General features: G+C 71.6%; 19 protein-coding genes. 6 read left to right on the top strand and 13 right to left on the bottom strand.

Annotated features, from left to right (window positions below; genetic code table 11):
• Window positions 1-2: 2 nt before the first annotated feature.
• The 4 genes from pgi to I2501_RS27040 all read right to left on the bottom strand — a co-directional run bounded on the left by pgi (window position 3) and on the right by I2501_RS27040 (window position 4818).
• Window positions 3-1649, bottom strand: coding sequence for a glucose-6-phosphate isomerase (gene pgi, locus I2501_RS27025; RefSeq protein WP_196196864.1), 1647 nt, complete (start codon window positions 1647-1649; stop codon window positions 3-5).
• Window positions 1650-1938: 289 nt separating this feature from the next.
• Window positions 1939-3159, bottom strand: a complete 1221-nt coding sequence (locus I2501_RS40750; RefSeq protein WP_196196865.1) for a sensor histidine kinase — start codon at window positions 3157-3159, stop codon at window positions 1939-1941.
• Window positions 3156-3791 carry a response regulator gene (locus tag I2501_RS27035; protein ID WP_196196866.1) on the bottom strand — a complete coding sequence of 212 codons (636 nt, stop codon included), beginning with the start codon at window positions 3789-3791 and terminating at the stop codon, window positions 3156-3158. Before I2501_RS27035 ends, I2501_RS40750 begins: the two co-directional genes overlap by 4 nt.
• 352 nt (window positions 3792-4143) lie before the next feature.
• On the bottom strand, window positions 4144-4818 hold the full coding sequence (locus tag I2501_RS27040) for a Pr6Pr family membrane protein (RefSeq protein ID WP_196196867.1): 675 nt from the start codon (window positions 4816-4818) through the stop codon (window positions 4144-4146).
• 102 nt (window positions 4819-4920) lie between these two features.
• Here I2501_RS27040 and I2501_RS39710 point away from each other — a divergent pair, with 102 nt between their 5' ends.
• Window positions 4921-5754 carry a phosphotransferase family protein gene (locus I2501_RS39710; RefSeq protein ID WP_328806662.1) on the top strand — a complete coding sequence of 278 codons (834 nt, stop codon included), beginning with the start codon at window positions 4921-4923 and terminating at the stop codon, window positions 5752-5754.
• Here I2501_RS39710 and I2501_RS27050 read toward each other — a convergent pair.
• Window positions 5744-6382 carry an RraA family protein gene (locus I2501_RS27050; protein ID WP_196196868.1) on the bottom strand — a complete coding sequence of 213 codons (639 nt, stop codon included), beginning with the start codon at window positions 6380-6382 and terminating at the stop codon, window positions 5744-5746. The two genes, I2501_RS39710 and I2501_RS27050, sit on opposite strands and share 11 nt — an antisense overlap.
• A 91-nt stretch (window positions 6383-6473) precedes the next feature.
• Between I2501_RS27050 and I2501_RS27055 the strand changes: the two genes are divergently transcribed.
• On the top strand, window positions 6474-7136 hold the full coding sequence (locus I2501_RS27055; RefSeq protein ID WP_196196869.1) for an MOSC domain-containing protein: 663 nt from the start codon (window positions 6474-6476) through the stop codon (window positions 7134-7136).
• Window positions 7137-7147: 11 nt separating this feature from the next.
• Here the strand turns inward: I2501_RS27055 and I2501_RS27060 are convergent, their stop codons facing one another.
• The 3 genes from I2501_RS27060 to I2501_RS27070 all read right to left on the bottom strand — a co-directional run bounded on the left by I2501_RS27060 (window position 7148) and on the right by I2501_RS27070 (window position 9391).
• Entirely contained in the window at window positions 7148-8155 is a 1008-nt protein-coding gene (locus I2501_RS27060; protein WP_328806663.1) for an alpha/beta fold hydrolase, read from the bottom strand.
• A gap of 103 nt (window positions 8156-8258) precedes the next feature.
• A complete protein-coding gene (locus I2501_RS27065) occupies window positions 8259-8771 on the bottom strand; it encodes a type II toxin-antitoxin system PemK/MazF family toxin (protein WP_196196870.1) in 513 nt (170 codons plus the stop codon).
• A 56-nt stretch (window positions 8772-8827) separates the two neighbouring features.
• Window positions 8828-9391 (bottom strand): YceI family protein, encoded by a 564-nt coding sequence (locus I2501_RS27070; RefSeq protein ID WP_196196871.1) that lies wholly within the window; start codon window positions 9389-9391, stop codon window positions 8828-8830.
• A 98-nt stretch (window positions 9392-9489) separates the two neighbouring features.
• On the opposite strand from I2501_RS27070, the gene I2501_RS27075 reads away from it, so the two are divergent.
• A complete protein-coding gene (locus I2501_RS27075) occupies window positions 9490-10044 on the top strand; it encodes a MarR family winged helix-turn-helix transcriptional regulator (protein ID WP_196196872.1) in 555 nt (184 codons plus the stop codon).
• A gap of 78 nt (window positions 10045-10122) precedes the next feature.
• Window positions 10123-11706 carry a CYTH and CHAD domain-containing protein gene (locus I2501_RS27080; RefSeq protein WP_196196873.1) on the top strand — a complete coding sequence of 528 codons (1584 nt, stop codon included), beginning with the start codon at window positions 10123-10125 and terminating at the stop codon, window positions 11704-11706.
• Window positions 11707-11761: 55 nt separating this feature from the next.
• Here the strand turns inward: I2501_RS27080 and I2501_RS27085 are convergent, their stop codons facing one another.
• Window positions 11762-12364, bottom strand: a complete 603-nt coding sequence (locus I2501_RS27085; RefSeq protein WP_196196874.1) for a DUF1062 domain-containing protein — start codon at window positions 12362-12364, stop codon at window positions 11762-11764.
• A gap of 429 nt (window positions 12365-12793) precedes the next feature.
• Here I2501_RS27085 and I2501_RS27090 point away from each other — a divergent pair, with 429 nt between their 5' ends.
• Window positions 12794-14086, top strand: coding sequence for an extracellular catalytic domain type 1 short-chain-length polyhydroxyalkanoate depolymerase (locus I2501_RS27090; protein ID WP_196196875.1), 1293 nt, complete (start codon window positions 12794-12796; stop codon window positions 14084-14086).
• Here I2501_RS27090 and I2501_RS27095 read toward each other — a convergent pair.
• On the bottom strand, window positions 14058-14792 hold the full coding sequence (locus I2501_RS27095) for a pentapeptide repeat-containing protein (protein ID WP_196196876.1): 735 nt from the start codon (window positions 14790-14792) through the stop codon (window positions 14058-14060). The two genes, I2501_RS27090 and I2501_RS27095, sit on opposite strands and share 29 nt — an antisense overlap.
• A 44-nt stretch (window positions 14793-14836) precedes the next feature.
• A complete protein-coding gene (locus I2501_RS27100; protein WP_196196877.1) occupies window positions 14837-16453 on the bottom strand; it encodes a purple acid phosphatase family protein in 1617 nt (538 codons plus the stop codon).
• Between the two features lie 546 nt (window positions 16454-16999).
• Here I2501_RS27100 and I2501_RS27105 point away from each other — a divergent pair.
• Window positions 17000-17983 (top strand): pseudouridine synthase, encoded by a 984-nt coding sequence (locus I2501_RS27105; protein WP_196196878.1) that lies wholly within the window; start codon window positions 17000-17002, stop codon window positions 17981-17983.
• On the opposite strand, the gene I2501_RS27110 is transcribed toward I2501_RS27105, so the two are convergent.
• Both I2501_RS27110 and I2501_RS27115 read right to left on the bottom strand, forming a co-directional pair.
• Complete coding sequence (locus I2501_RS27110) at window positions 17971-19914, bottom strand: AMP-dependent synthetase/ligase (RefSeq protein WP_196196879.1); 1944 nt, start codon at window positions 19912-19914, stop codon at window positions 17971-17973. The genes I2501_RS27105 and I2501_RS27110 overlap by 13 nt on opposite strands.
• 144 nt (window positions 19915-20058) lie before the next feature.
• Entirely contained in the window at window positions 20059-21357 is a 1299-nt protein-coding gene (locus I2501_RS27115) for an acetyl-CoA C-acetyltransferase (protein ID WP_196197071.1), read from the bottom strand.
• Window positions 21358-21473: the final 116 nt, after the last annotated feature.

The raw sequence follows: 21473 nt of genomic DNA on the forward strand, positions 1-21473 counted from the left end.
CCTCAGCGCCCGCGCAGCTCGCGGTAGCGGATGGCCAGACCGGCCGTGGAGGAGTCCAGCGCGTCCAGGCCGGTGCCCTCGACGAGCGCGGGCTCGATCCGCTTGGCCAGGACCTTGCCGAGCTCGACGCCCCACTGGTCGAAGGAGTCGATGTTCCAGATCGCGCCCTGGACGAAGACCTTGTGCTCGTAGAGCGCGATCAGCTGGCCCAGCACGGACGGGGTCAGCTCCGGCGCCAGGATCGTCGTCGTCGGGTGGTTGCCCTTGAAGGTCTTGTGCGGCACCAGCTCCTCGGCCACGCCCTCGGCGCGGACCTCCTCCGGCGTCTTACCGAAGGCCAGCGCCTGGCCCTGGGCGAAGAGGTTGGCCATCAGCAGGTCGTGCTGCGCGACCAGACCGGGAGCCAGGTCGGCGACGGGGTTGGCGAAGCCGATCAGGTCGGCCGGGATCACCTTGGTGCCCTGGTGCAGCAGCTGGTAGTACGCGTGCTGGCCGTTGGTGCCGGGCGTGCCCCAGACGACCGGGCCGGTCTGCCAGTGCACCGGCTCACCGTCGCGCTGGACGGACTTGCCGTTGGACTCCATGTCCAGCTGCTGCAGGTAGGCGGTGAACTTGGACAAGTAGTGCGAGTACGGCAGCACGGCGTGCGCCTGGGCGTCGAAGAACGCCCCGTACCAGACACCGAGGAGGCCGAGCAGCAGCGGCACGTTCTGCTCCGGCGGCGCGGTGCGGAAGTGCTCGTCGACCAGGCGGAAGCCCTCCAGCATCTCCTCGAACGCCTCCGGGCCGATGGCGATCATCAGCGAGAGGCCGATGGCGGAGTCGTAGGAGTAGCGACCGCCGACCCAGTCCCAGAACTCGAACATGTTGGCCACGTCGATGCCGAACTCCGCCACCTTCTCGGCGTTGGTCGACAGCGCGACGAAGTGCTTGGCGACGGCGCTCTGGTCGGCGTGCAGCTCGGTGAGCAGCCAGTTGCGGGCGCTGGTGGCGTTGGTGACGGTCTCGATGGTGGTGAACGTCTTGGAAGCGACGATGAACAGCGTCTCCTCGGCGTCCAGGTCGCGGACGGCCTCGTGCAGGTCGGCGCCGTCGACGTTGGAGACGAAACGCACCGTCAGGTCGCGGTCGCTGAAGCTGCGCAGCACCTCGTAGGCCATGGCCGGGCCCAGGTCCGAGCCGCCGATGCCGATGTTGACGATGTTGCGGATCCGCTTGCCGGTGTGACCGGTCCACTCGCCGGACCGGATCCGGCGGGAGAAGTCGGCCATCTTGTCGAGCACGGCGTGGACCTCGGGGACCACGTTGACGCCGTCGACCTCGATCACCGCGCCCCGGGGCGCGCGCAGCGCGGTGTGCAGCACGGCGCGGTTCTCGGTGATGTTGATCTTCTCGCCCCGGAACATGGCGTCCCTGAGGGCCGCGACACCACGGACCTTCGCGAGCTCACGCAGCAGCGCGAGGGTCTCGTCGGTGACGAGGTGCTTCGAGTAGTCGACGTGCAGGTCGCCGACCTGCGCCGTGTAGGACTCGCCGCGCTTGGGATCCTCGGCGAACAGCGTGCGCAGGTGGGTGTCCCCCAGCGACGCGCGGTGTTCCCGCAGCGAGTCCCAGACCGGCAGCTGGTCCAGACGCGTTCCCTCAGCCATGCGCACTACTCCATCCTGAATACGGTCGTCGGGACGAGCCTATGCGTTCGAGCAGACAGGAGGTTGCAACCCGATAGGGGCGCGGGGAGAACTGTGCGCGAAGAGCACGTTGCACTACCTCAGGGGCGCGGGGAACTGCGCGAGACACCACCCTGTGCGGATGGCTCTGCGCGTTGAGGACCATCCGCATGCCGGTGGCTTGGTGCGCCCACGCGGCGGAGCCGCACATCAGCAGAGCCCCGCGCCCCCGAGGTAGTGCAACTTCCCCTCGCCCCGGACTTTCCGCCAGTTACCGTGCGGCGCCCGTCAACGGCAGACTCAAGCGGACCTTGAAGCCCCCGTCCGCCGTCGGCCCAGCGGCGAGCGTGCCTCCGAGGAGCGCGGCGCGTTCGCGGAGGCCGACGATGCCGTGGCCGCCGCCGGGCAGTGGTTCCCAGGAGGTCACCGCGGGTTCCGCCGGGTCCGGGGCGAGCTCCGGCGGCGAGCTGTTCGTGACCGCGACCCGGAGCGAGTCGTCGCGGAGTTCCACGCGGACCTGCGTCTCCGCGCCCGGCGCGTGCTTGCGGGCGTTGGTCAGGGCCTCCTGGACCGTGCGGTACGCGGCGCGTTCGATCGGCTCGGGCAGGACCGGCATGTCGCCGTTCGCGTAGCCGACGACCTCCAGCGCGGCGCCCGCCTCGGACTCCGCGACCAGGCGCGGCAGATCGGTCAGGCGCGGCTGCGGGACCAATTCGGTCGGGCCCGCGCCCGCCGCCCGCAGCACGAGGATCATGCTGCGCAGCTCCTCCAGCGTCGCGACCGCGAGGCCGCGCATCGTGCCGGCGACCTCGCGGACGCCCGGGTCGGTCGCGGTGACCTGGAGCGCGCCCGCCTGAACGGCGATCAGTCCGGCCTGGTGCGAGACGACGTCGTGCATCTCACGGGCGATCCGCGCCCGTTCCCGTGCGATGACCGTCTGCGCGTGCAGCTCGCGTTCGTGGTCGCGCAGGGTGGCCAGCTCGACGATCCGCGCGGAGAGCGCCTCCCTGGTCTGCAGCAGCAGACCGAGCGCGGTCGGCCCTATCGAGAACATCACGGCGTAGATCAGCTGCTGGATGTGGTCGCTGGCCGACTCCGTCAGGACCTTGCTGATCGGCCACGGCAGGAAGATCCCGATGCCGACGACGGCCGCCGCGACCCACGCCTGCCAGTCCACCCGGCGTGAGCGGGCGACCGTGTAGAGCGCGACCAGCGAAGCGACCAGCGCGGTTCCGGCGAAGAGGCCGGTGAGGGTGCCGAAGAGGACCAGCCGCGGCCAGCGGCGGCGGCCGGCCAGCACCACGCAGGAGACCATGGAGGCCCAGAAGGTCCAGTCCTTCTTGCCCGGGTAGTTCAGCCCGGCGTCCAGGAACGCCGCGGCCATCAGCACCAGGGTGATCGCGCCGTCGCGCACCGGCTTCGGGAGCCGCATCACCCAGGCCTTGATCCGTCTGCCGAAACGCACGGCCCAGAGCTGGAGCCGACGTCTCACAGTTCGCTCTCCTCGATCAGGCCCGCCCGCTCGGCGAGCACGGCGGCCTGGATCCGGTTGGTGACGCCCAGTTTGGTGAGCACGGCGCTGACGTAGTCCTTGACGGTGGCGGCGCCCAGGTGCATCCGGGCGCCGATCTCGACGTTGGAGAGACCGTGGCCGAGGAAGCCGAGGACCTGGCGCTCGCGGTCGGTGAGGGTGTCCACCGCGGCGGCGGCCGGGTGGTCGTTCTTGCGGCGGGTCTGGCCGAGGCGGCGCAGCACGGGTGTGGAGAGGCAGCCGGCGCCGGTGGAGACGGCGCGGACGGAGCGGGCCAGCACGTCCGGCTCGGTGTCCTTGAGCAGGAAGCCGCTGGCGCCCAGCCGCAGCGCCTGGTCGAGGTACTCGTCGGTGTCGAAGGTGGTCAGCATGGCGACGTACGGCGCGTTCGGCAGCTCGCGGATGCGGCGCAGCAGGGTCAGGCCGTCGACGTCGGGCATCCGGATGTCGAGCAGCACGACGTGCGGCTGGTGCCTGCGCACCTCGGCGACGGCCTCGATTCCCGAGCAGGTGCCGACGACCTCGATGTCCGGTGCGGTGTTCAGGATCATCGCCAGGCCGGAGCGGATCAGCGCCTCGTCGTCGACGATCATCGCCCTGATCGGACTGCCCGCTTGCGAGGGAACCACGTGCTTGTTTCCTACCCTGTGCGTTCCTGCTTGCGATGGGAGAACCCCGCGCGACCGTACCTCAGGGTTCATATTTATGAAAATCGAACCCCCGATCGGCGGTGGGATGACCTCCGAACGGGGGTGCCGATTCCGGTTCGAGTACGACCATGATGGCCGAGCTGCACGGCAACGTGCCAGGTGGCGGGCACTACGGGGGGGTGCCCGTCTCCACGGGACCTTCACGGGACGCCTTCTTCGTCCGGTTGATCCTTTCCTGCTGGCAATTGTTTAGATTTCAGCTTTATCGCTTGTGCACCCGATTTGTCAGCGTTCGTCATACAGGGGGCGTAAGCGTCTCGACCGGCTCCGCGACCGTGGCGCGGGAGCGACGACGCCGCCCGCCGAGCACGTTCCCGATCCGGACCAGCGCCGCGCCGAACGCGAGGAACGCGAGCGTGATCAGCACGCTGGAGACCGCGACGTGCGCGTAGCCGTTGTCACGCGGGTCGAGGAACGGGTACGGGTACCAACCTGCGAACGGCCCGCGGATCAGCGTGTACGCGAGGAAGACGAGCGGGAAGACCAGCCAGCGCAGCGCCTCGGAGTAGCGCAGTCGCCTGACCGGCGGGACCAGCACCCAGTCCAGGAAGATCACCACCGGCATGATCCGGTGCACGACGTCGTCGACCCACGCCAGCGTGCCCAGCGCCTCGTACTGGGCGAGCGCGACGGCGTAGACGACACCCGTGATCGCCATGTACAGCGTCGCGGCCCCACGCAGCAGATCCGGCACGCCACCCCGACGCCCCGTCAGCCCGAGCACCCCGCCCGCCAGCAGCACCACCGTCATGACGATGTTGCTCTCGATGGTGAAGTAGCTGAAGAAGTTCACCAGCGTCTTCCCCTGCGCGGCGACGTGCCACGCCTGCGCGCCCAGCGCGGCGGCCGTCAGCCCCCCGAAGGACAGTCGCGCAACCGCGACCACACGCTGCTCCGTCTGTTCCCGCATACCGCTCCCCGCGTCCGGTCCGTCCTACTGTCCGGTGATCATCTTCTCCGATGGAGGGGGCATTTCGGGTGAATGAGGGAGATGTCACGTCATGAGTGCCCAGTGACGAGTTCCGAGGAGTGGGGCACCCACGCTGTCGAGTTCCGGTCCGACATCGTGGTCAAGCGGTTCCCGGCGGAGAGCCGGGGGCAGTGCGAGCGGGAGTGGCGTGCGCTGACACTGCTCGCCGACCATGCGCCGGGCCTGGCGCCCGCGCCGCTGCGTTCGGACCTGGCGGCGGAGGAGCCGCTGGTCGTGATGGAGCGGCTGCCCGGTGAACCCCTGCGGCGAGCCGCGCTCGACGAACGGCAACTCGAAGCCTTCGCCGCGGCGGTGAGCGAACTGCACGCGGCCGTGCCATCGGAGGTCCTGGCCGGGGTCCCGCTGCGGCCGGCCCGGCAGCAGTGGCTGGTCGAGCAGATCCACGCCTGGACGCCGGAGGCACGGCCACGGGTCAGCCGTCAGGTGGGCGAGGCCATGGACCTCGGGCTCGCGTGGCTCGCGGACTCCGGCCTGGAAGGAGCCGTTCCGCCGAACGTCCCATGGGTGTTCGGGGCCGGGGACGGCAACCTCGCCAACTACCTGTGGGACGGCACGCGGGTGCGGATCGTCGACTTCGAGGACTCCGGCAGCAGCGACCGGCCCTTCGAGCTGGCGGAGATCACCGAGCACGTCGGCAGCTGGGTGGGCACGCCGCTCGACGCCGAGGCGTTCCTGGACCTGTTCGACCTGACGGACGCCGAACGGGCGCGTCTGCCGGACTGCCGCAGGCTGCTCGCGCTCGTCTGGCTGTTCCTGCTCTCCTTCGACGACCCCCGCCGGCGCAATCCTTCCGGCACAGCCGAACGGCAGGCCGCCCGGCTGGTGCGACTGCTCGGACAGCCGCTCAGTCGGTGAAGCCGCCCTCGGCGAGGAGGGCGTCGATGCGGGTGCGGTGGGCGGCTTCCCAGGAGTCGAGGGACTCCGTCGCCTCCTTGGCGAGTTTGGCGCGGGCGGCGGTGAGGATCTCGGTGGCGCGGGCGTGTGGGGTGACGACGATGCCCTCCTCGTCGGCGACGACCAGGTCGCCTGGGTGGACGGTGACTCCGCCGCAGGTGATCGATTGGCCGAGGGGCCGGACGGCCTGCTTGGTGCCCGGGATCGGGATGACGCCGCGGGCGAGGACGGGGAAGCCCATCGCGCGGATCTCGGCGAGGTCGCGGACGACGCCGTCCAGGACGAACCCGGCGATGCCCCGGCGCTGTGCCACCGCGCAGACGTTGCCGCCCGCGAGGGCGAAGTCGGTGTCGCCGCCCGCGTCGACCACCACCACCGAACCGGCCGGGGCGCGGTGGATCGCGGCGTGGAGCATCAGGTTGTCGCCCGGTGGGCAGTTGACCGTGAAGGCCGGACCGGCGAGGCGCGGCATCCGCGCGTGGAGCGGGCGGATGGCGGGGTCCATGACCTGGGCGCGGCCCAGCAGGTCGGCCAGGGTGGTGGGCGGCAGCGCGGCGAAGTCGGCGGCGGTGGGGGTGGCGTCGGTCATGCGATCACGCTAGCGGGCGGCACGACGGCAGGCTGCTGACCTGGCGGAAATCGAGTCGTGCGGGAGCGGTGCAGGCCGTAACGTCAGGACGATGACGAAGTACGTGCTCTCCGTGAACGTCGGCCGGGCCCACGCGAACGCGTGGAAGGGGAACGAGGCCACCGGCATCGACAAGCAGCCCGTCGACGGACCGGTCGCCGTGACCGTGCCCGGTCCCAAGGGCAGCGGCGAGGTGGGGCTGGCCGGGGACCGCGTCTACGACGTCGACCATCACGGCGGGCCCGACCAGGCCGTCTACGCCTACGCGCGCGAGGATCTGGACCGCTGGGAGCCCGAGTTGGAGCGGACGCTGCCGGGCGGCGTCTTCGGCGAGAACCTGACCACCGTCGGCGTCGACGTCAACGGTGCGCTGATCGGCGAGCGTTGGCGGATCGGGCGGGAGCTGGTGCTGGAGGTGTCCGCGCCGCGCGTGCCGTGTGCGACGTTCCAGGGGTGGCTGCAACGGGCGGGCTGGGTCAAGCGGTTCACCGAGGCGGCGATGCCGGGCGCGTACCTGCGGGTGGTCACGCCCGGCGAGGTCCGGGCCGGCGACCCCATCACCGTCGAGCACCGGCCGGACCACGACGTCACGGTAGCCGTCGCCTTCCGGGCGGTGACGCTTGAGCCGGAGCTGCTGCCCCGGCTGCTGGCGGCCGACGCGCTGCCGACCAAGACCCGGGCCAAGATCCGGGCGCGGCTCGGCATCGAGGAGTGACCCGGCGATGACTACTCGGGCAGCGTGGCCAGGAAGTCGATCAGGGCGGCGTTGACCTCGGTCGGGCGTTCCTGCTGGGTCCAGTGGCCGCAGCCCGGGAGGGTGATCGTCGGGCGCAGCGTCGGGTTGAGCACCTGGAGCGCGGGCAGCAGCTGGTCCATGCCGGGGAACGCGCCGACCAGGTCGCGGTCGCCGAGGACGTAGAGCGCGGGGACCTGGATCGGCAGGCCGTCCCAGGCGGCGGACAACTCCCAGTTGCGGTCCAGGTTCCGGTACCAGTTCAGGCCGCCGGAGAAGCCGTTGCGTGCGTACTCGGCCGCGAACGTGGCGATGTCGGAGTCCGTGAGCCAGTCCGGGAGTTCCTTCGGGTCGCCGAGCGAGTCGAGGAAGCGTCCGCTGTCGGGCAGCAGCGGCTGCGGGGGCGGGTCGGTGAGCGGGTTGTCGCCGCTCGCGCCGTAGAGGAAACGGCGGAAGACCTCGTCCGCCGGCGTGCCGTTGAACTCGGCGTCGGCGCCGCCCGGGCGGCAGAAGTGGGTCCAGTAGAACCGCCCGTCGAACATCGCGTCCATCGCGGGGAGCGGCGCGAAATCCGAGCGCGGCTGCGGCGGGACGCTCAGGCCGACCACGCCGCGGACCAGGTCGGGCCGCAGCTGCGCGGTCAGCCAGGCGACCGGCGCACCCCAGTCGTGCCCGACGACGGCGAACCGCTGCGCGCCCAACTCCCGTACGAGGGCGACGACATCGCCGACCAGGTGCGGGAGCGAGTAGGCCTCGACGGACTCGGGCGCGTCGCTGCGGGCGAAGCCGCGCTGGTCGGGGGCGACCACGCGGTAGCCTTCGGCGGCCAGAGCGGGGAGTTGGTGCCGCCAGGAGTACCAGCACTCGGGAAACCCGTGCAGCAGCACCACCAGTGGACCGTCGGCCGGACCGGCCGCCGCGTAGTGCAGCGTGAGCCCGTTCACCCGGGCGGTGTGGTGCTCGACGCCTTCCACGGCGTCGACGCGCGTCACCTCGGTCACGGCTGTCCCCTCCCCGCTCCGTATCAACTCGGGGCCAGACTATGCGGGTTGACGGGACATGTCACCAGCTTGCCGACACGACACGACACGGCAGGGCGCGGGCTCACCAGCCGTAGAGGTGGCGCAGGCGTTCCGCGACGAGGAGGAAGCGGGGATGGTCCAGCGCGCTGGCCTCGCGGCGCATGCCGGCGGGGTGGACGCGGAAGACGCGCTCCAGGTTGACCCAGGAGGCGCGGGCCTCGCGGTCCCAGGGGCCCTCGCCGAGGGCGACCCACTCGGCGACGTCGGCGCCGGTGGTGGCGTCGTGGCGCTTGCTGGTGAGCTCGACGGCCAGCAGCGTGCCGGCGTGCTCACGGGCGACGATCAGGACGGGGCGGTCCTTGCCGCGCCCGTCGTTCTCCTCGAACGGGACCCAGGTCCAGACGATCTCGCCGGGGTCGGGCTGCCCGTCGTGCTGCGGCGAGTAGGAGGTGTGCACCGACCCGAGGCGCCGCGGCTCCACCTGGACGGTTGCGGTGGAGCCGTAGCGGCCGTGTTCCTGCTGGGTGTTGCGCTCGGGGTTTCCGGCGTTCTCGGTGTTCGAGTGGCTCTCGTGCCTGCCTGTCAGATTGAACATCACGACAGGCTACTTGCACGGCTGTTGGACCGTCCCGCCGCGCTGCACAGCCCGGCTCAGGCGGCCTCGGGGGCGTTCTTGACCAGGGAGATCTCGAACTCGAGCACGATCTTGTCGCCGACCAGGACGCCACCGGTCTCCAGCGCGGCGTTCCAGGTGATGCCGAAGTCCTTGCGGCTGATGGTGTGCTCGCCCTCGAAGCCGAGACGGTGGTTGCCGAACGGGTCCTTGGCGGAGCCCTCGAAGCTGAACGGGATGGTCACGTTCTGCGTGACGCCGCGCACGGTCAGGTCACCGACCAGGTCCAGCTTGTCGCCGTCGAGGAAGGCGCTGGTCGAGCGGAAGGTGATCGTCGGGTGGGCGGCCACGTCGAGGAACTCGTTGGTGCGCAGGTGGCCGTCACGGTCGGCGTTGCGGGTGTCGATGGAGTCGACGTCGATGGTCAGGTCGACCGAGGAGCGCTCGGGCTGGTCCGCGTCTACCTCGACCTTGCCGTCGAAGCTGTTGAAGGAGCCACGGACCTTGGTGACCATGGCGTGACGGGCGACGAACCCGATCCGGCTGTGGGCGGGGTCGATGGTGTAGCTGCCGGTCAGCGCGGGGGTGATGGCGGTGGTCATGGTGTTCCTCCTGGGGCGGACGGAGCCGGTGGTTGAACTTTCATCTACAACTTTACCGACCATGGATGACATGTCAACCATCGATGTAGAATGAATCCATGACCACCACGCCGACCCCTCCCCCGCCCCCCGCCGACGCAACCCCCATACCGAGCGCTTCCATACCCCCCGCTTCGTCCGAGCCGCGCTGGCTCAGCCCGGACGAGCAGCACCTGTGGCGCACTTTCCTGCAGATGCAGAAGGAGCTGGAAGCCCAGCTCAGCCGCCAGATGCTGAACGACTCCGAGCTGTCCATGGCCGACTTCTCGGTCCTGGTGCAGCTGACCGACACGCCCGAAGGTCAGGCCCGGGTGCTGGAGCTGGCCCGCGGCCTGCGCTGGGAGAAGAGCCGGCTGTCGCACCACCTCACCCGGATGGTGAAGCGCGGTCTGATCGATCGTGCCGAGTGCGCGAGCGACGGCCGCGGCTCGTTCGTGGTGATCACGGACTCCGGTCGCCGTGCGATCGAGGACGCCGCGCCCAAGCACGTCGAGACGGTCAGGAAGCTTTTCTTCGACCCGCTCAGCGAGGGCCAGCTCGCGCAGCTCGGGCAGGTCGCCGAGCGCATACTCGCCGCGATGCAGGGTTGCCCGGAATCCGATCCGGACGAATGAACAGCTGTCCGAGAGCGTGTCGTCCGGGAAGATACGGACGGGACGGGGACCGGGTACGGACCGGAAGGAGCGGCGGGCATGGGACGCAAAGCGGCGCGCGCGACCGCGCAGGTGGAGCGGGAGCGGAAGTTCGAGGGTGATGCCGGCATCGGCGCCGGAGCCGCGGTGCGGCTGACCGGCCCGGCCCCGCTGGACGGGGTCGCCCAGGGTGTCGCAGCCGACACCGAACTGCTGGACGCGGTCTACTACGACACCCCGGACCGCCGACTGCTGTCCCGCCGGATCACGCTGCGCCGCCGCACCGGCGGCCACGACGCGGGCTGGCACCTCAAGCTGCCGACCGCCGACGGCGCGCGCCTGGAGTTGCACGTACCGCTCGACGCCGCTTCCGCAGCGGGCGCCGCGGGCGCCTCAGGGGCCGTCCCCGACGAGCTCGCCGCGCGGGTCCGCGCGTACGTCCGCGAGATTCCGTTGACGCCGGTCGCCCGGCTCCGGACCGAGCGTCACCGGACGCTGCTGCAGGACGACGCCGACCGGACGCTGGTCGAGATCGCCGACGACACCGTCACGGCGGAGCGCCTGGACCCGGACGGCGCGGTGGTCGGCTCGTCGTCCTGGCGCGAGGTGGAGGCCGAACTGGTCGGCGGCGACGAGACGTTGCTCGACGCCGTCGAGGCCCGACTGCTCGCCGACGGCCTGCGCCGCAGCGCCAGCGCGTCCAAGGTGGCCCGTGCGCTCGGCCAGCCCTCCGCGCCTCGGCCGCACGTCGAGAGCGGGCGGGACGACCGGCAGCGGGCGGGGACGGTCGGCCTGCTGCTCACCACGCTGCTGCGGCAGCAGGTGGACCGCCTGCTCGCCTGCGACGCCGAGGTCCGCGTCGACGCGCCGGACGCCGTGCACCAGATGCGCGTCGCCGCACGGCGGTTGCGCAGCACGCTCCGGGTGTACGAGCGGCTGCTGCGGGTGGACGAGATCGCCTCCGTGGAGGAGGAGTTGCGGCAGCTCGGCCGGACACTCGGCGTCGCGCGCGACCGCGAGGTGCTCGGCGAGCGGCTGCTGCGCGAGCTGGCGGAGCTGCGGCCCGAGGAGCGCCCCGGCCCGATCCGGCGACGGCTCTCCGCCTGGTCCCGGCGCGGCTACCGGACGGCGTGGCGTCGGGCCACGCGGGAGCTGGACGGCGCACCGTACTTCGCGCTGCTGGACGCGCTCGACGCGCTGGCGGACGCGCCTCCGCTGCGCAAGCGCGCACGGCGGAGTGCGGGCAAGGAACTCCCGCGCATGCTCGAACGCGAACGCCTCCGGGTCGCCCACCGGGTCCACGAGGCGCGACGACTCCCGTCGGGCACGGCGGAGCACGACGCAGCGGTCCATGCGGCGCGGCGCGCGGCGAAGCGCGCCCGGTACGCGGGCGAGGGCGCGGACCAGCCGGGCTACGCCACGGCGATGAAGAGCTTGCAGACGCTCCTCGGCGACCGCCAGGACGCGCTGCTCGCCGCGCAGGCGCTGCCGGAGCTCGCGGCGACGGCGCAGACGGCGGGTGAGCCGGGGTTCGGATACGGCGTGCTGTACGCGCGCCAGCAGGCCGCGGTCGCCGCGGCGGAAGCCGAACTGCCCGCCTGCTGGGCAGCGGTGGAGACGGTGGAGCTGGCGCGCGGGAAGTGAGGCCCCCGGCAGGATCGGCCTGCCGGAGACCTCACGTCAGAACTGACCAGGCTGGCTAGCCTTCGCCTGCACCGACGACGAAGCGGAAGTCGCGGTGCGCCTTGGCGTCGACGTTCAGCGGCAGCAGGATCCGTTGCGCCTCGACCAGTTTCCTGATCCTGGACCGGCTGGCGCCCAGACCGAGCATGAGCAGCTTCTCCACCCGGACCGGAGCCGGGAGTTCGAAGCGCACATGGACCTCGTGGGCTGTCGCCTGGGCCAAGGGCTCCTCGAACGGCGTGTCCGTGGCCAGCCGCCACGTCCCGGTCCAGTCGAGCCGGTATCCGGTCCGGGCCGCGAGCGAGGCGCACATCGTCAGTTCGCGCACCACACCCGCGTCGTTGTCCTCGAACTTGACCAGGCGGGCGGGGTCGAGCGACTGCACGTGGACGCGCTCGTGCACCGGGACCTTCGAGGTGCGGTCGCACTGCTCACAGCCGATCAGCATCCATATGTCGAGCAGCTTGCCGCTCGCGTTGACGCGGATCTTGCCCGTCGGCCGGTGACGCGTGGACCGGCAGTCCACGCAGGGACGGACGATGGCGGGCAGGCCGAGTTCGTGGACCGCCCACAGCGACTTGCGGTCCGGGCCGACGGTCGATTCGTGCGCTGACGGCATGACTGACGAGTTGGCTGAAGGCATGGCGGTATGTATGGCGGTATGCATAAAAAAAGGGGGCTTTCCGGATTCGGACGTCACGTAGCGAGTCGTCGCGGGCAGCGAGTCGCGTGAGGTGAGGGCATGACGCATCACCCCACCGACTCGGCGCGCGGCGGAGTACCCGGCCCACCGAACGGGGCGCAGGTGCGGAGGAAACGCGAGGACCGGCCGGGCGACTTCACCGGCCGGTATCGCTGTCGCTAGTGACTACCGGTACACGGGAGCCATGGTGTTCAACGCGGGTGCACGCCGCAACGGATTTTTCGCGCCCCCCGGGTGTGCCGACGCCATGCGACGCGGCCTGCTTGTGGTGTGCCCGCACATATCGCGGAGGGCAGGCGCGCTCCTACGGTCCCGGTGGTCACTCCCCCACCCCCAGGAGCTCGCATGAACGCCACGCGTTCCCTCCTCGCGACCGCTGCCGCCGCAGGCCTCGCGCTTGCCGCGCTGATCACGCTGCCGAACGCCGCCCACGCCAACTCCGGTTCGCTGACGCAGGTCAGCAGCTTCGGCAGCAACCCCGGCAACCTCGCCATGTACGAGTACGCGCCCGCCAACCTGCCCACCGGCGCGCCGGTCGTCGTCGCGCTGCACGGCTGCACGCAGTCCGCGAGCGACTACTACAACGACTCCGGCTGGCCCCAACTCGCCGACCAGTACGGCTTCGCCGTGGTCTTCCCGCAGACGGACTCGACCAACAACGCGCTGTCCTGCTTCAGTTGGTTCGACTCGACCAAGGACACCCGGGGCAACGGCGAGGCCGCGTCCGTCATCTCGATGGTGGACCACGCCGAGCAGCAGTACGGATCGGACACCAAGCGGGTCTTCGTCACCGGCCTCTCGGCGGGCGCAGGCATGACGGCCGACCTGCTGGCCGACTACCCGGACGTCTTCGCCGCCGGGTCGATCGACTCGGGGCTGCCCGCGCAGTGCGCGACGACCGAGACCGCGGCGACGAGCTGCCAGGACAGCAACCAGAACCTCACCGCCGCGCAGTGGGGGACCCTCGCCCGCAACTCCGACTCCGGCTACAGCGGCCCGTGGCCGCGCGTCGCCATCTGGCAGGGGACGGCCGACACCACCGTCTACCCCGTCAACGCGACCGAGCTGATGGACCAGTGGACCAACGTCTGGGGCATCTCCCAGACCGCGTCCAGCACCCAGTCACTGACCGGCGGCACCACCGAGAGCAGCTACGACGACTCGAGCGGCAATCCGGCGGTCGAGGTCTACAGCATCTCCGGCATGAGCCACGGTCTCGCCGTCAACCCCGGCACCGGGCCGACGCAGTGCGGGACGACCGGGGCGTACTTCCTGAACTACATCTGCTCGTCGTACTACACGGCCCAGTTCTGGGGCCTGACCGGCAGCACGTCGACCGCGACGCCGACGCCCACGCCTACGTCCACCACGAGCGCCAGCGCCAGCCCGTCCGCCAGCGCATCGGCCAGCCCGAGCACCTCGGCCAGCGCCAGCCCGTCCTCGACCTACACGCCGACCTGCTACAACGCGTCGAACTACGCCCAGGTGCAGGCCGGTCGGGCCTACGACTCCGGCGGCTACGCCTACGCCGACGGCTCCGCCGCCAACCTGGGCCTGGACAACGTCTTCTACACCCACACGCTGGAGGAGACCGCGCCCGGCTACTACGTCATCGCCGACTCCGGCTGCCCCGCCTAGCGGCAGCGGGACGCAGCGGCTCGCCCGCCTCGCGCACGGTCAGGCCGAGCGAGGCGGCGAGCGCCGGGGCCAGTTCCAGCAACTGCATCGGCGTGACCGCCGCGCCGCGCAGGGCGTCCACGCCGTCGGCGAGGTCGAGCGCGGTGGCCTCGCGCAGGTCCACCTCCGCGAGCTTGGCTCCGTGGAGGTGGACCCCCTCCAACCGGCTGCCGGGGAAGGAGCAGCCGGTGAGCGCCGCGCCGGCGAGGTCCACCTCGCGCAGCACGCAGTCGTGGAAGACCACCTGTTGCAGCTTGGCCCCGCGCAGGTTGACCGAGTCGAACTTGCAGCCGTGGAAGACCACCCGCTGCAGCGACGCGGCGTGGAACTCCAGCCCGGCCAGCACGCCGCCGATCAGCTCCGCGTCCAGCCAGCCGCTCTCGACCAGGTCGCAGCCGACCAGCCGGACGCCCTGCATCCAGACGTCGTTGAACCGGGCCCGCCGCAGCCGGACGTCCTCGAAGGAGGTGGCCGTCAGCGCCGCCTCGACGAAGCGCGCGCCGTCGGCCCGCTCCTCCTCGAAGGCCGCGCCGTCGACGTGCACGGTGTCGAGCGACTCCTCGGGGCCCAGCCGCCCGCCCGCGGGGAAGCGGCGCAGGTGCGGGGCGAAGGGGAGGTCGTCGAGCTCGCGCGGAGCCGGGGCGCTGGACGGCAGTGGTGACGGCATACCCGCAGGCTAACCGTCGCCACCGACAACCTGACCCACGAGCCTCAGCCGTCGCTGCGCTTCCGGTGCAGGACGAAGCTCTCCAGCGGCGTGATGGAGCCGTCCGGCTGGCCGACGTTGTAGTACGTGACGTGCATCCGGGTGGTCTCGCCGGGGCCGGTGCCCGGGTCGACGGTGAAGGCGGCGAAGCCGTACGCGTGGGCCGCGTCGCGGTAGGCCGACCACGGCGTGTCCTCGTCGACGTAGACCGGCGGGCGCTTGCCGTTGGGGCCGGGGGTGGCGCCGACGGCGGTGATCACCTTGGCCTTGCCGGGCGCGAAGAGCTCGCCGTTGGTGGGCGCGGAGTTGCCGCCGCCGCCGAGGATCATGTGCACGGTGCCGAGCGAGGTGTCGATGGACTCGGTCGCGGTGGAGACCGGGTTCGGCGTCAGCGTCTCGCTGCCGGAGACGGTGCCGCGGACGGCCAGCGAGCGCTCGTAGTGGTGCTCATGGCCGCAGAGGACCAGGTCGACGCCGTAGCGGTCGAAGAGCGGTCCCCACTGCTGCCGCACACCGAGGTCGGAGCCGTTGGCGTCGGCCGAGCTGATCATCACCTGGTGCATGCAGACCACGACCCAGTCGACGCCCTGGTCGGCGCGGGCCTTGCGCAGGTCGGCCTCCAGCCAGTCGCGCTGGGCGCCGCCGCTGTAGCCGTGGACGTAGTTGTCGCCCGCGTCCTGGTAGGCGACGTCGTCGTTCTGCAGCACGACCACGTGGACCGAGCCCGCCGTGAAGGAGTACCAGAGCCCGGCCGTCTCGGCGTCGCTCGAACCTCCCCCAGACTCCGTCCGGGGGGACCCCCATCCGGGGAGCGCGAAACGGGTTTGGAAGGCGGAGAAGCCGATCGGCCCGTTGCCGTGCTCGTCCTCGTGGTTGCCCGCGGCGGGCATCCAGGCACGGAAGCGGGCGGAGCGGCTGTTGTTGGCGTGGAAGCCCTGCCAGGTGCGCAGCCGGTCGGCGCTGATGTTGGCGTAGCAGAGGTCGCCGTTGAGGAGGTGGAACAGCGGGTCCACCTGCTCGATGCCGCCCACGATGTCGGCGGAGGCCGGCGAGCCGATGCCCGCGTCCACGACGTTGAAGCCGCCGTTGCCGTTGGGCTGCCAGACGGTGGTGGGGACGGACTGGTCGCCGAAGCTGGTGAAGGTGAGCGGGCGGCGGCCGCGCGGCGCGGTGCGGAAGGTGCCCGCGTCGGGTCGGCTGCCCGCGTGCAGGGCGGCGTAGGTGTAGTACGTGTCGGGGCGCAGGCCGGTCAGCCGGGCGTGGTGCACGTACACGGTGCGGCTGCTCACGCCGTCGACGTAACTGACGGTCTCCGCACCGACACTGCGGCCGAAGCCGCCCTCGACTGTGCCGTACGTCACGCGCGGCTCGCGGACCGGCGTCTCGGTGGTCCAACTGACCGTCATCTGCGTGGCCGGGTCCTCGCCGAAGGTCAGGTGCAGTCCCTCGACCGGCGGAGCTCCGAGCCGCTCCGGCGCGGTCAGCAACAGCGGCGATCCGCTTCCGCCCGCCGTCGCGTCGGGGGCGGCCGACGCGGGCGACGCGCCGACCAGACTCGCGCCGACAGCCAACGCGCCGCTCGCGCCGACCAGGCGCAGAGCGGTCCTACGGTCAACACTCATTGACGATTCGTCACCCTGAGTTGACGCTGTGTCGGCCGAGCGGGTGGTGGGTGTGGGCGCGTCGTTCACCTGGACTCCCAAAGCAGAGACTGCGGGGCGGAGGGCACACAGAACGCCACCACGCTAGGGGGTGCCGGTGCCACGCAAGGGATCGGACAGGCGACGGCCCGATGAACGACGGATGGCCCGGCGGACGCTCCGTCAGCTCCAGTTGACGGATGTCGGCCTCGAATTCGCGCCGCCACGCCGCGTCAGAAAGGTGATGTGAGTGGTGATACGTTGACGTCGACCGCAACACTCAAGTGGTTTGCCCCAAGTGTCCAATTCGCTTGATTCGCCTGATATATTCCTGAGCGAGTTGAACGACGACACGGGCGGCCATCGGGCGGTGCGGAAGGTCAAGGCCGGTGCCGGGCAACGGAGGTGAGCCACCCCTCCGCTGCTCGTGACGCCAACACGGCCTCGCGATCACCGCAGCGACCCACCGGCCGCCCGCTGTTGTCGCCCTGGCCGGACCGACCCACAGGGCCGAGGAGGGTGCACCCGATGCGTCGCCGACGAGCGGCACCGCGCTCCCCCCTCCCGCAGCGCGACGGCATCGACCCCGTACGGCTCCGCCTCCCCGACCCCGGCAACTGGCCCACCGTCCGCGCCTACCTCGTCCACCGGCTGCCCGCCGTGCCGCCGGAACACTTCGACGCGATGCTCGCCGCCGGGGAGATCTGGGACGAGCACGGCCCGCTGGCCCCGGACGCCCCCTACCGTCCGGGTGACCACGTCTGGTTCCACCGCGAGTTGGCCCCCGAGACGCCGGTGCCCTTCCCGCTCGCGGTGGTCCATCGGGACGAGCGGATCCTCGTCGTCGACAAGCCGCACTTCCTGGCCACCACCCCGCGCGGGCGACACGTCACCGAGACCGCCCTGGCCCGGCTGCGCAGGGACCTCGACCTGCCCGAGCTGAGCCCCGCGCACCGGCTCGACCGGCTGACCGCCGGCCTGGCGCTCTTCGTGGTCCAGCCGCGCCACCGCGGCGCGTACCAGACGATGTTCCGCGACCGCCGCGTCCACAAGGAGTACCGGGCCGTCGCGCCCTTCCGTCCCGAACTGGCGCTGCCGGTCACCGTGCGCAGCCATATCGTCAAGGAGCGCGGCGTCATCGCCGCCCGCGAGGTCCCGGGCGCGGAGCCGAACGCCGAGAGCCGGATCGAGCTGCTCGGCCACCGCGACACGCCCGGGCTCCCCGGCGCGGGCGTCGGGTTGTACCGGTTGCTGCCCGCCACCGGGCGGACGCACCAGCTGCGGCTCCACATGAGCAGCCTGGGCGTCCCGATCCTCGGCGACCCGGTCTACCCCGTCGTCCGGGACGAGCCCGCCCCGGACGACTTCTCCGACCCGCTGCAACTGCTGGCCTCGGTGCTGGAGTTCACCGACCCGGTGAGCGACGAGCCGCTGCGCTTCACGACCCGCCGGACCCTGGCGGCCTGGCCGGAGCCCCCGCACTCGTCTCCCCTGGGGCCTCACTCGCCGTAGAGCGCCTCGATCTCGCGGGCGTACGCGGTCGCCACCGCGTGGCGCTTGACCTTGAGCGACGGGGTCAGCAGACCGTTCTCCTCGCTGAACTCCCCCGCCACCACGCTGAACCGGCGGATCGACTCGGCGCGTGACACGGCCTCGTTGGCGTAGTCGACCGCGCGCTGCACCTCGGCCAGCAGCTCCGGGTCCCGGCGCAGCTGCTCGAACGGCGTGCCCTTGGGGCGCTTGCGGACGGAGAGCCAGTGTTCGACGGCCTCCTGATCCAGCGTCACCAGGGCGGCGACGTAGTGGCGGCCGTCGCCGACGACCATGCACTGTCCGACGGGCGGACGGCTGCGCAGCCGGTCCTCCAGCGCGCTCGGCGAGACGTTCTTGCCGCCGCTGGTGATCAGGATGTCCTTCTTGCGCCCGACGATGGAGAGATAGCCCTCGTCGTCGAGCCGCCCGAGGTCGCCCGTGGCCAACCAGGAGCCGGGCAGGGCGGCCTGGGTGGCCTCCAGGTTCTTCCAGTAGCCGTTGAAGACGCTGCCGCCGCGCAGCATCACCTCGCCGTCGGGCGCGATCCGGATCGTCGCACCCGGCACCGGCCGTCCGACGCTGCCGGGACGCGGGTCCAGCGGCGGCATCACGGTAGTGGCTGCGCTGGTCTCGGTCAGGCCGTAGCCCTGGTAGACGAGGATGCCGCAACCGAAGAAGAAGCTCGCCAGCCTAGGATCCAGTGCCGACCCGCCGCTGACCGCATACCGGACCGATCCGCCCAGCGCCTTGCGCACCCGGCGGTAGACCAGCAGGTCGTAGAGCGCGTGCGCGGCGCGGAGCAGTAGGTCCGGGCCGTCGCCGGTGCCGAGCAGCCGCCGCATCTCCGCCTCGCCGTAGGCGACCGCGATCCGGTCCGCGCGGACGAACGACGCGCCACGGCCCATCCGTTCGGCCATGGCGCGGGCGGTGTCGTGCACCTTCTCGAAGAAGTAGGGGACGGCGACCAGGAACGTCGGCGCGAACCGCTCCAGCTCCGGCCGCAGGTCGTCCGGCTTGATGGAGGGGAACAGACCGATCGTGATCCGCCCGATCAGGCAGGCCAGTTGCAGCATCCGCCCCAGAACGTGGGCCAGCGGCAGGAACAGCAGCGTCGTCGGGTCCTGGTGGGTCGCCTCGACGAAGACCGGCTGCAGCAGTTCGACCAGATTCGCCGAGCCCGCGTGGAGGTTGGCGTGGGTGAGCACACAGCCCTTGGGACGGCCGGTGGTTCCGGAGGTGTAGACGAGCGTGGCGACCGTCTCCGGGGTCAGCGCGGCGCGGCGGGCGTCGACGTCGGCGTCCGGCACGTCCCGGCCGAGGTCGGCAAGGAAGCCGAGCAGGTCCTCGTCGACGGACGGGACCGGCAGCCGGGTGGCCGCCGTAGGGGTGCGCTGAGGCAGTCCGTCGAGCACGGGCGCGGCCAGCTTGGCCAGTTCGGGGGTCTCCAGCAGGAGCAGCACGGCGCCCGAGTCACGCATGATCCAGTCGAGCTGGTCGGCCGAGCTCGTCGGGTAGACGGGGACGGTCTGGCCGCCGGCCGCCCAGATCGCGAAGTCCAGCACGGTCCACTCGTACCGCGTCCGCGCCATCAGCGCGACCCGGTCGCCCAGCTCGACGCCCGCCGCGATCAGGCCCTTTGCGGTGGCCCGCACCGCGTCCGCGAACGCGGCGGCGCTGACCGGCTGCCAACTCCCCTCCACCAGACGGCGCAACGCCACGTACTGCGGCGTGGCGGCGGCGTTGTCGAAGGGGATGTCCGCCAGGCTCCCCCGGCTGGGCTCCGGCACCAGCGGTGCCGCCCGCACCTCCCGGACGACGCCGTCCTCGCGGACGATCTCCACCTCGACCCGCTCGGCGAGTTCGGGCCGCGCGCGGGCGGCTCTGAGGTCCTGGAAGAAGGTGGTTCCCATGCGCGGCTCCTGTGGGTGGGGGTGGTGCGGCGTGGGCGGTGCTCCAGATGTGCGAGTGCGAGAGAGGAGTAGGAGGAGACTGACGGTGTGTCAGCGTCCCGTCCCGGGCGGCTCTCCGGGACGGGACGCGACGCGACGCCGGGGCTACCGGGCCTGCGGCGCTTCGAGCAGCGCGGTGACGCCCTGGCCGCCTGCCGCGCAGATGGAAATCAGGGCACGGCCGCCGCCGCGCTCGTGCAGCAGCTTGGCCGCCGTGGCGACGATCCGACCCCCGGTGGCGGCGAAGGGGTGGCCCGTCGCCAGCGAGGAGCCGTTGACGTTCAGCCGGTCGCGATCGACCGCACCGAGCGGAGCGTCGAGGCCCAGGCGGTCCTTGCAGAAGTCCGCGCTCTCCCACGCGGCCAGCGTGGCCAGTACCTGGGAGGCGAACGCCTCGTGGATCTCGTAGAGGTCGAGCTCGCCCAGCGTCGTCCCGGCCGCCGCCAGCAGTTCGGGCACCGCGAAGGCCGGTGCCATCAGCAGCCCGTCCTCGCCGCCGACGAAGTCCACCGCGGCCGTGCGGGAGTGCGTCAGGTACGCCAACACCGGCAGGCCGCGCCGGGCGGCCCACTCCTCGCTCGCCAGCAGCACCGTCGACGCGCCGTCGGTCAGCGGCGTGGAGTTGCCCGCCGTCATCGTCCCGTCCGCGCCGCCGAACACCGGCCCCAGCCGGGAGAGCTTCTCCACCGTGCTGTCCGGCCGCAGGTTCTGATCCTTCGTCAATCCACGGTAGGGAGTGAGCAGGTCGTCGAAGAAGCCCTCGTCGTAGGCGCGGGCCAGCCGTTGGTGACTGGTCGCCGCCAGCACGTCCTGGTCCTCGCGGCCGATGCCCCACTGGGCGGCGGTCCGGGCGGCGTGCTCGCCCATGGAGAGGCCGGTACGCGGCTCCGCGTTGCGCGGGATGTCCGGGACGAGGTGGCGGGGACGCACCCCGGCCAGGGCACGGACGCGTCCGCCCAGGCTGCGCGCCCGGCGTGCGCCTAGCAGGACGCGCCGGAGCTCGTCGTTGACGCCCAGCGGGGCGTCGCTCGCGGTGTCGACGCCGCCCGCGACGCCGCAGTCGACCTGGCCCAGCGCGATCTTGTTGGCCAGCAAGATCACCGCCTCCAGGCCGGTGCCGCACGCCTGCTGGAGGTCGTAGGCGGGCGTGCGCGAGTCCAGTGCGCTGCCGAGGACCACCTCTCGGGCGAGGTTGAAGTCGCGGCTGTGCTTGAGCACCGCACCGGCCACGAACTCGCCCAGCCGGACGCCGGTCAGGTCGTACCGCTCGACCAGCCCGGCCAGCGCGGCGCCCAGCATCTCCTGGTTGGACGCGGTCGCGTAGGGGCCGTCGGCGCGGGCGAAGGGGATCCGGTTGCCGCCGACGATCGCCACCCGGCGCACGGCCGACGGCGCGGCGGACAACGGCGCGGGCGCCGGGCCGGCAGGGGCGGGGGATGGCACGTCGACGGCTCCTTGTGCGGCGGGCGAGCTTGTCCTTACTCTCTAGTAAACTTACTCAGCCGTAAGGAGAAATCAAG

This window comes from Streptacidiphilus fuscans, from assembly GCF_015690355.1.
Classification (GTDB): Bacteria; Actinomycetota; Actinomycetes; order Streptomycetales; family Streptomycetaceae; genus Streptacidiphilus; species Streptacidiphilus fuscans.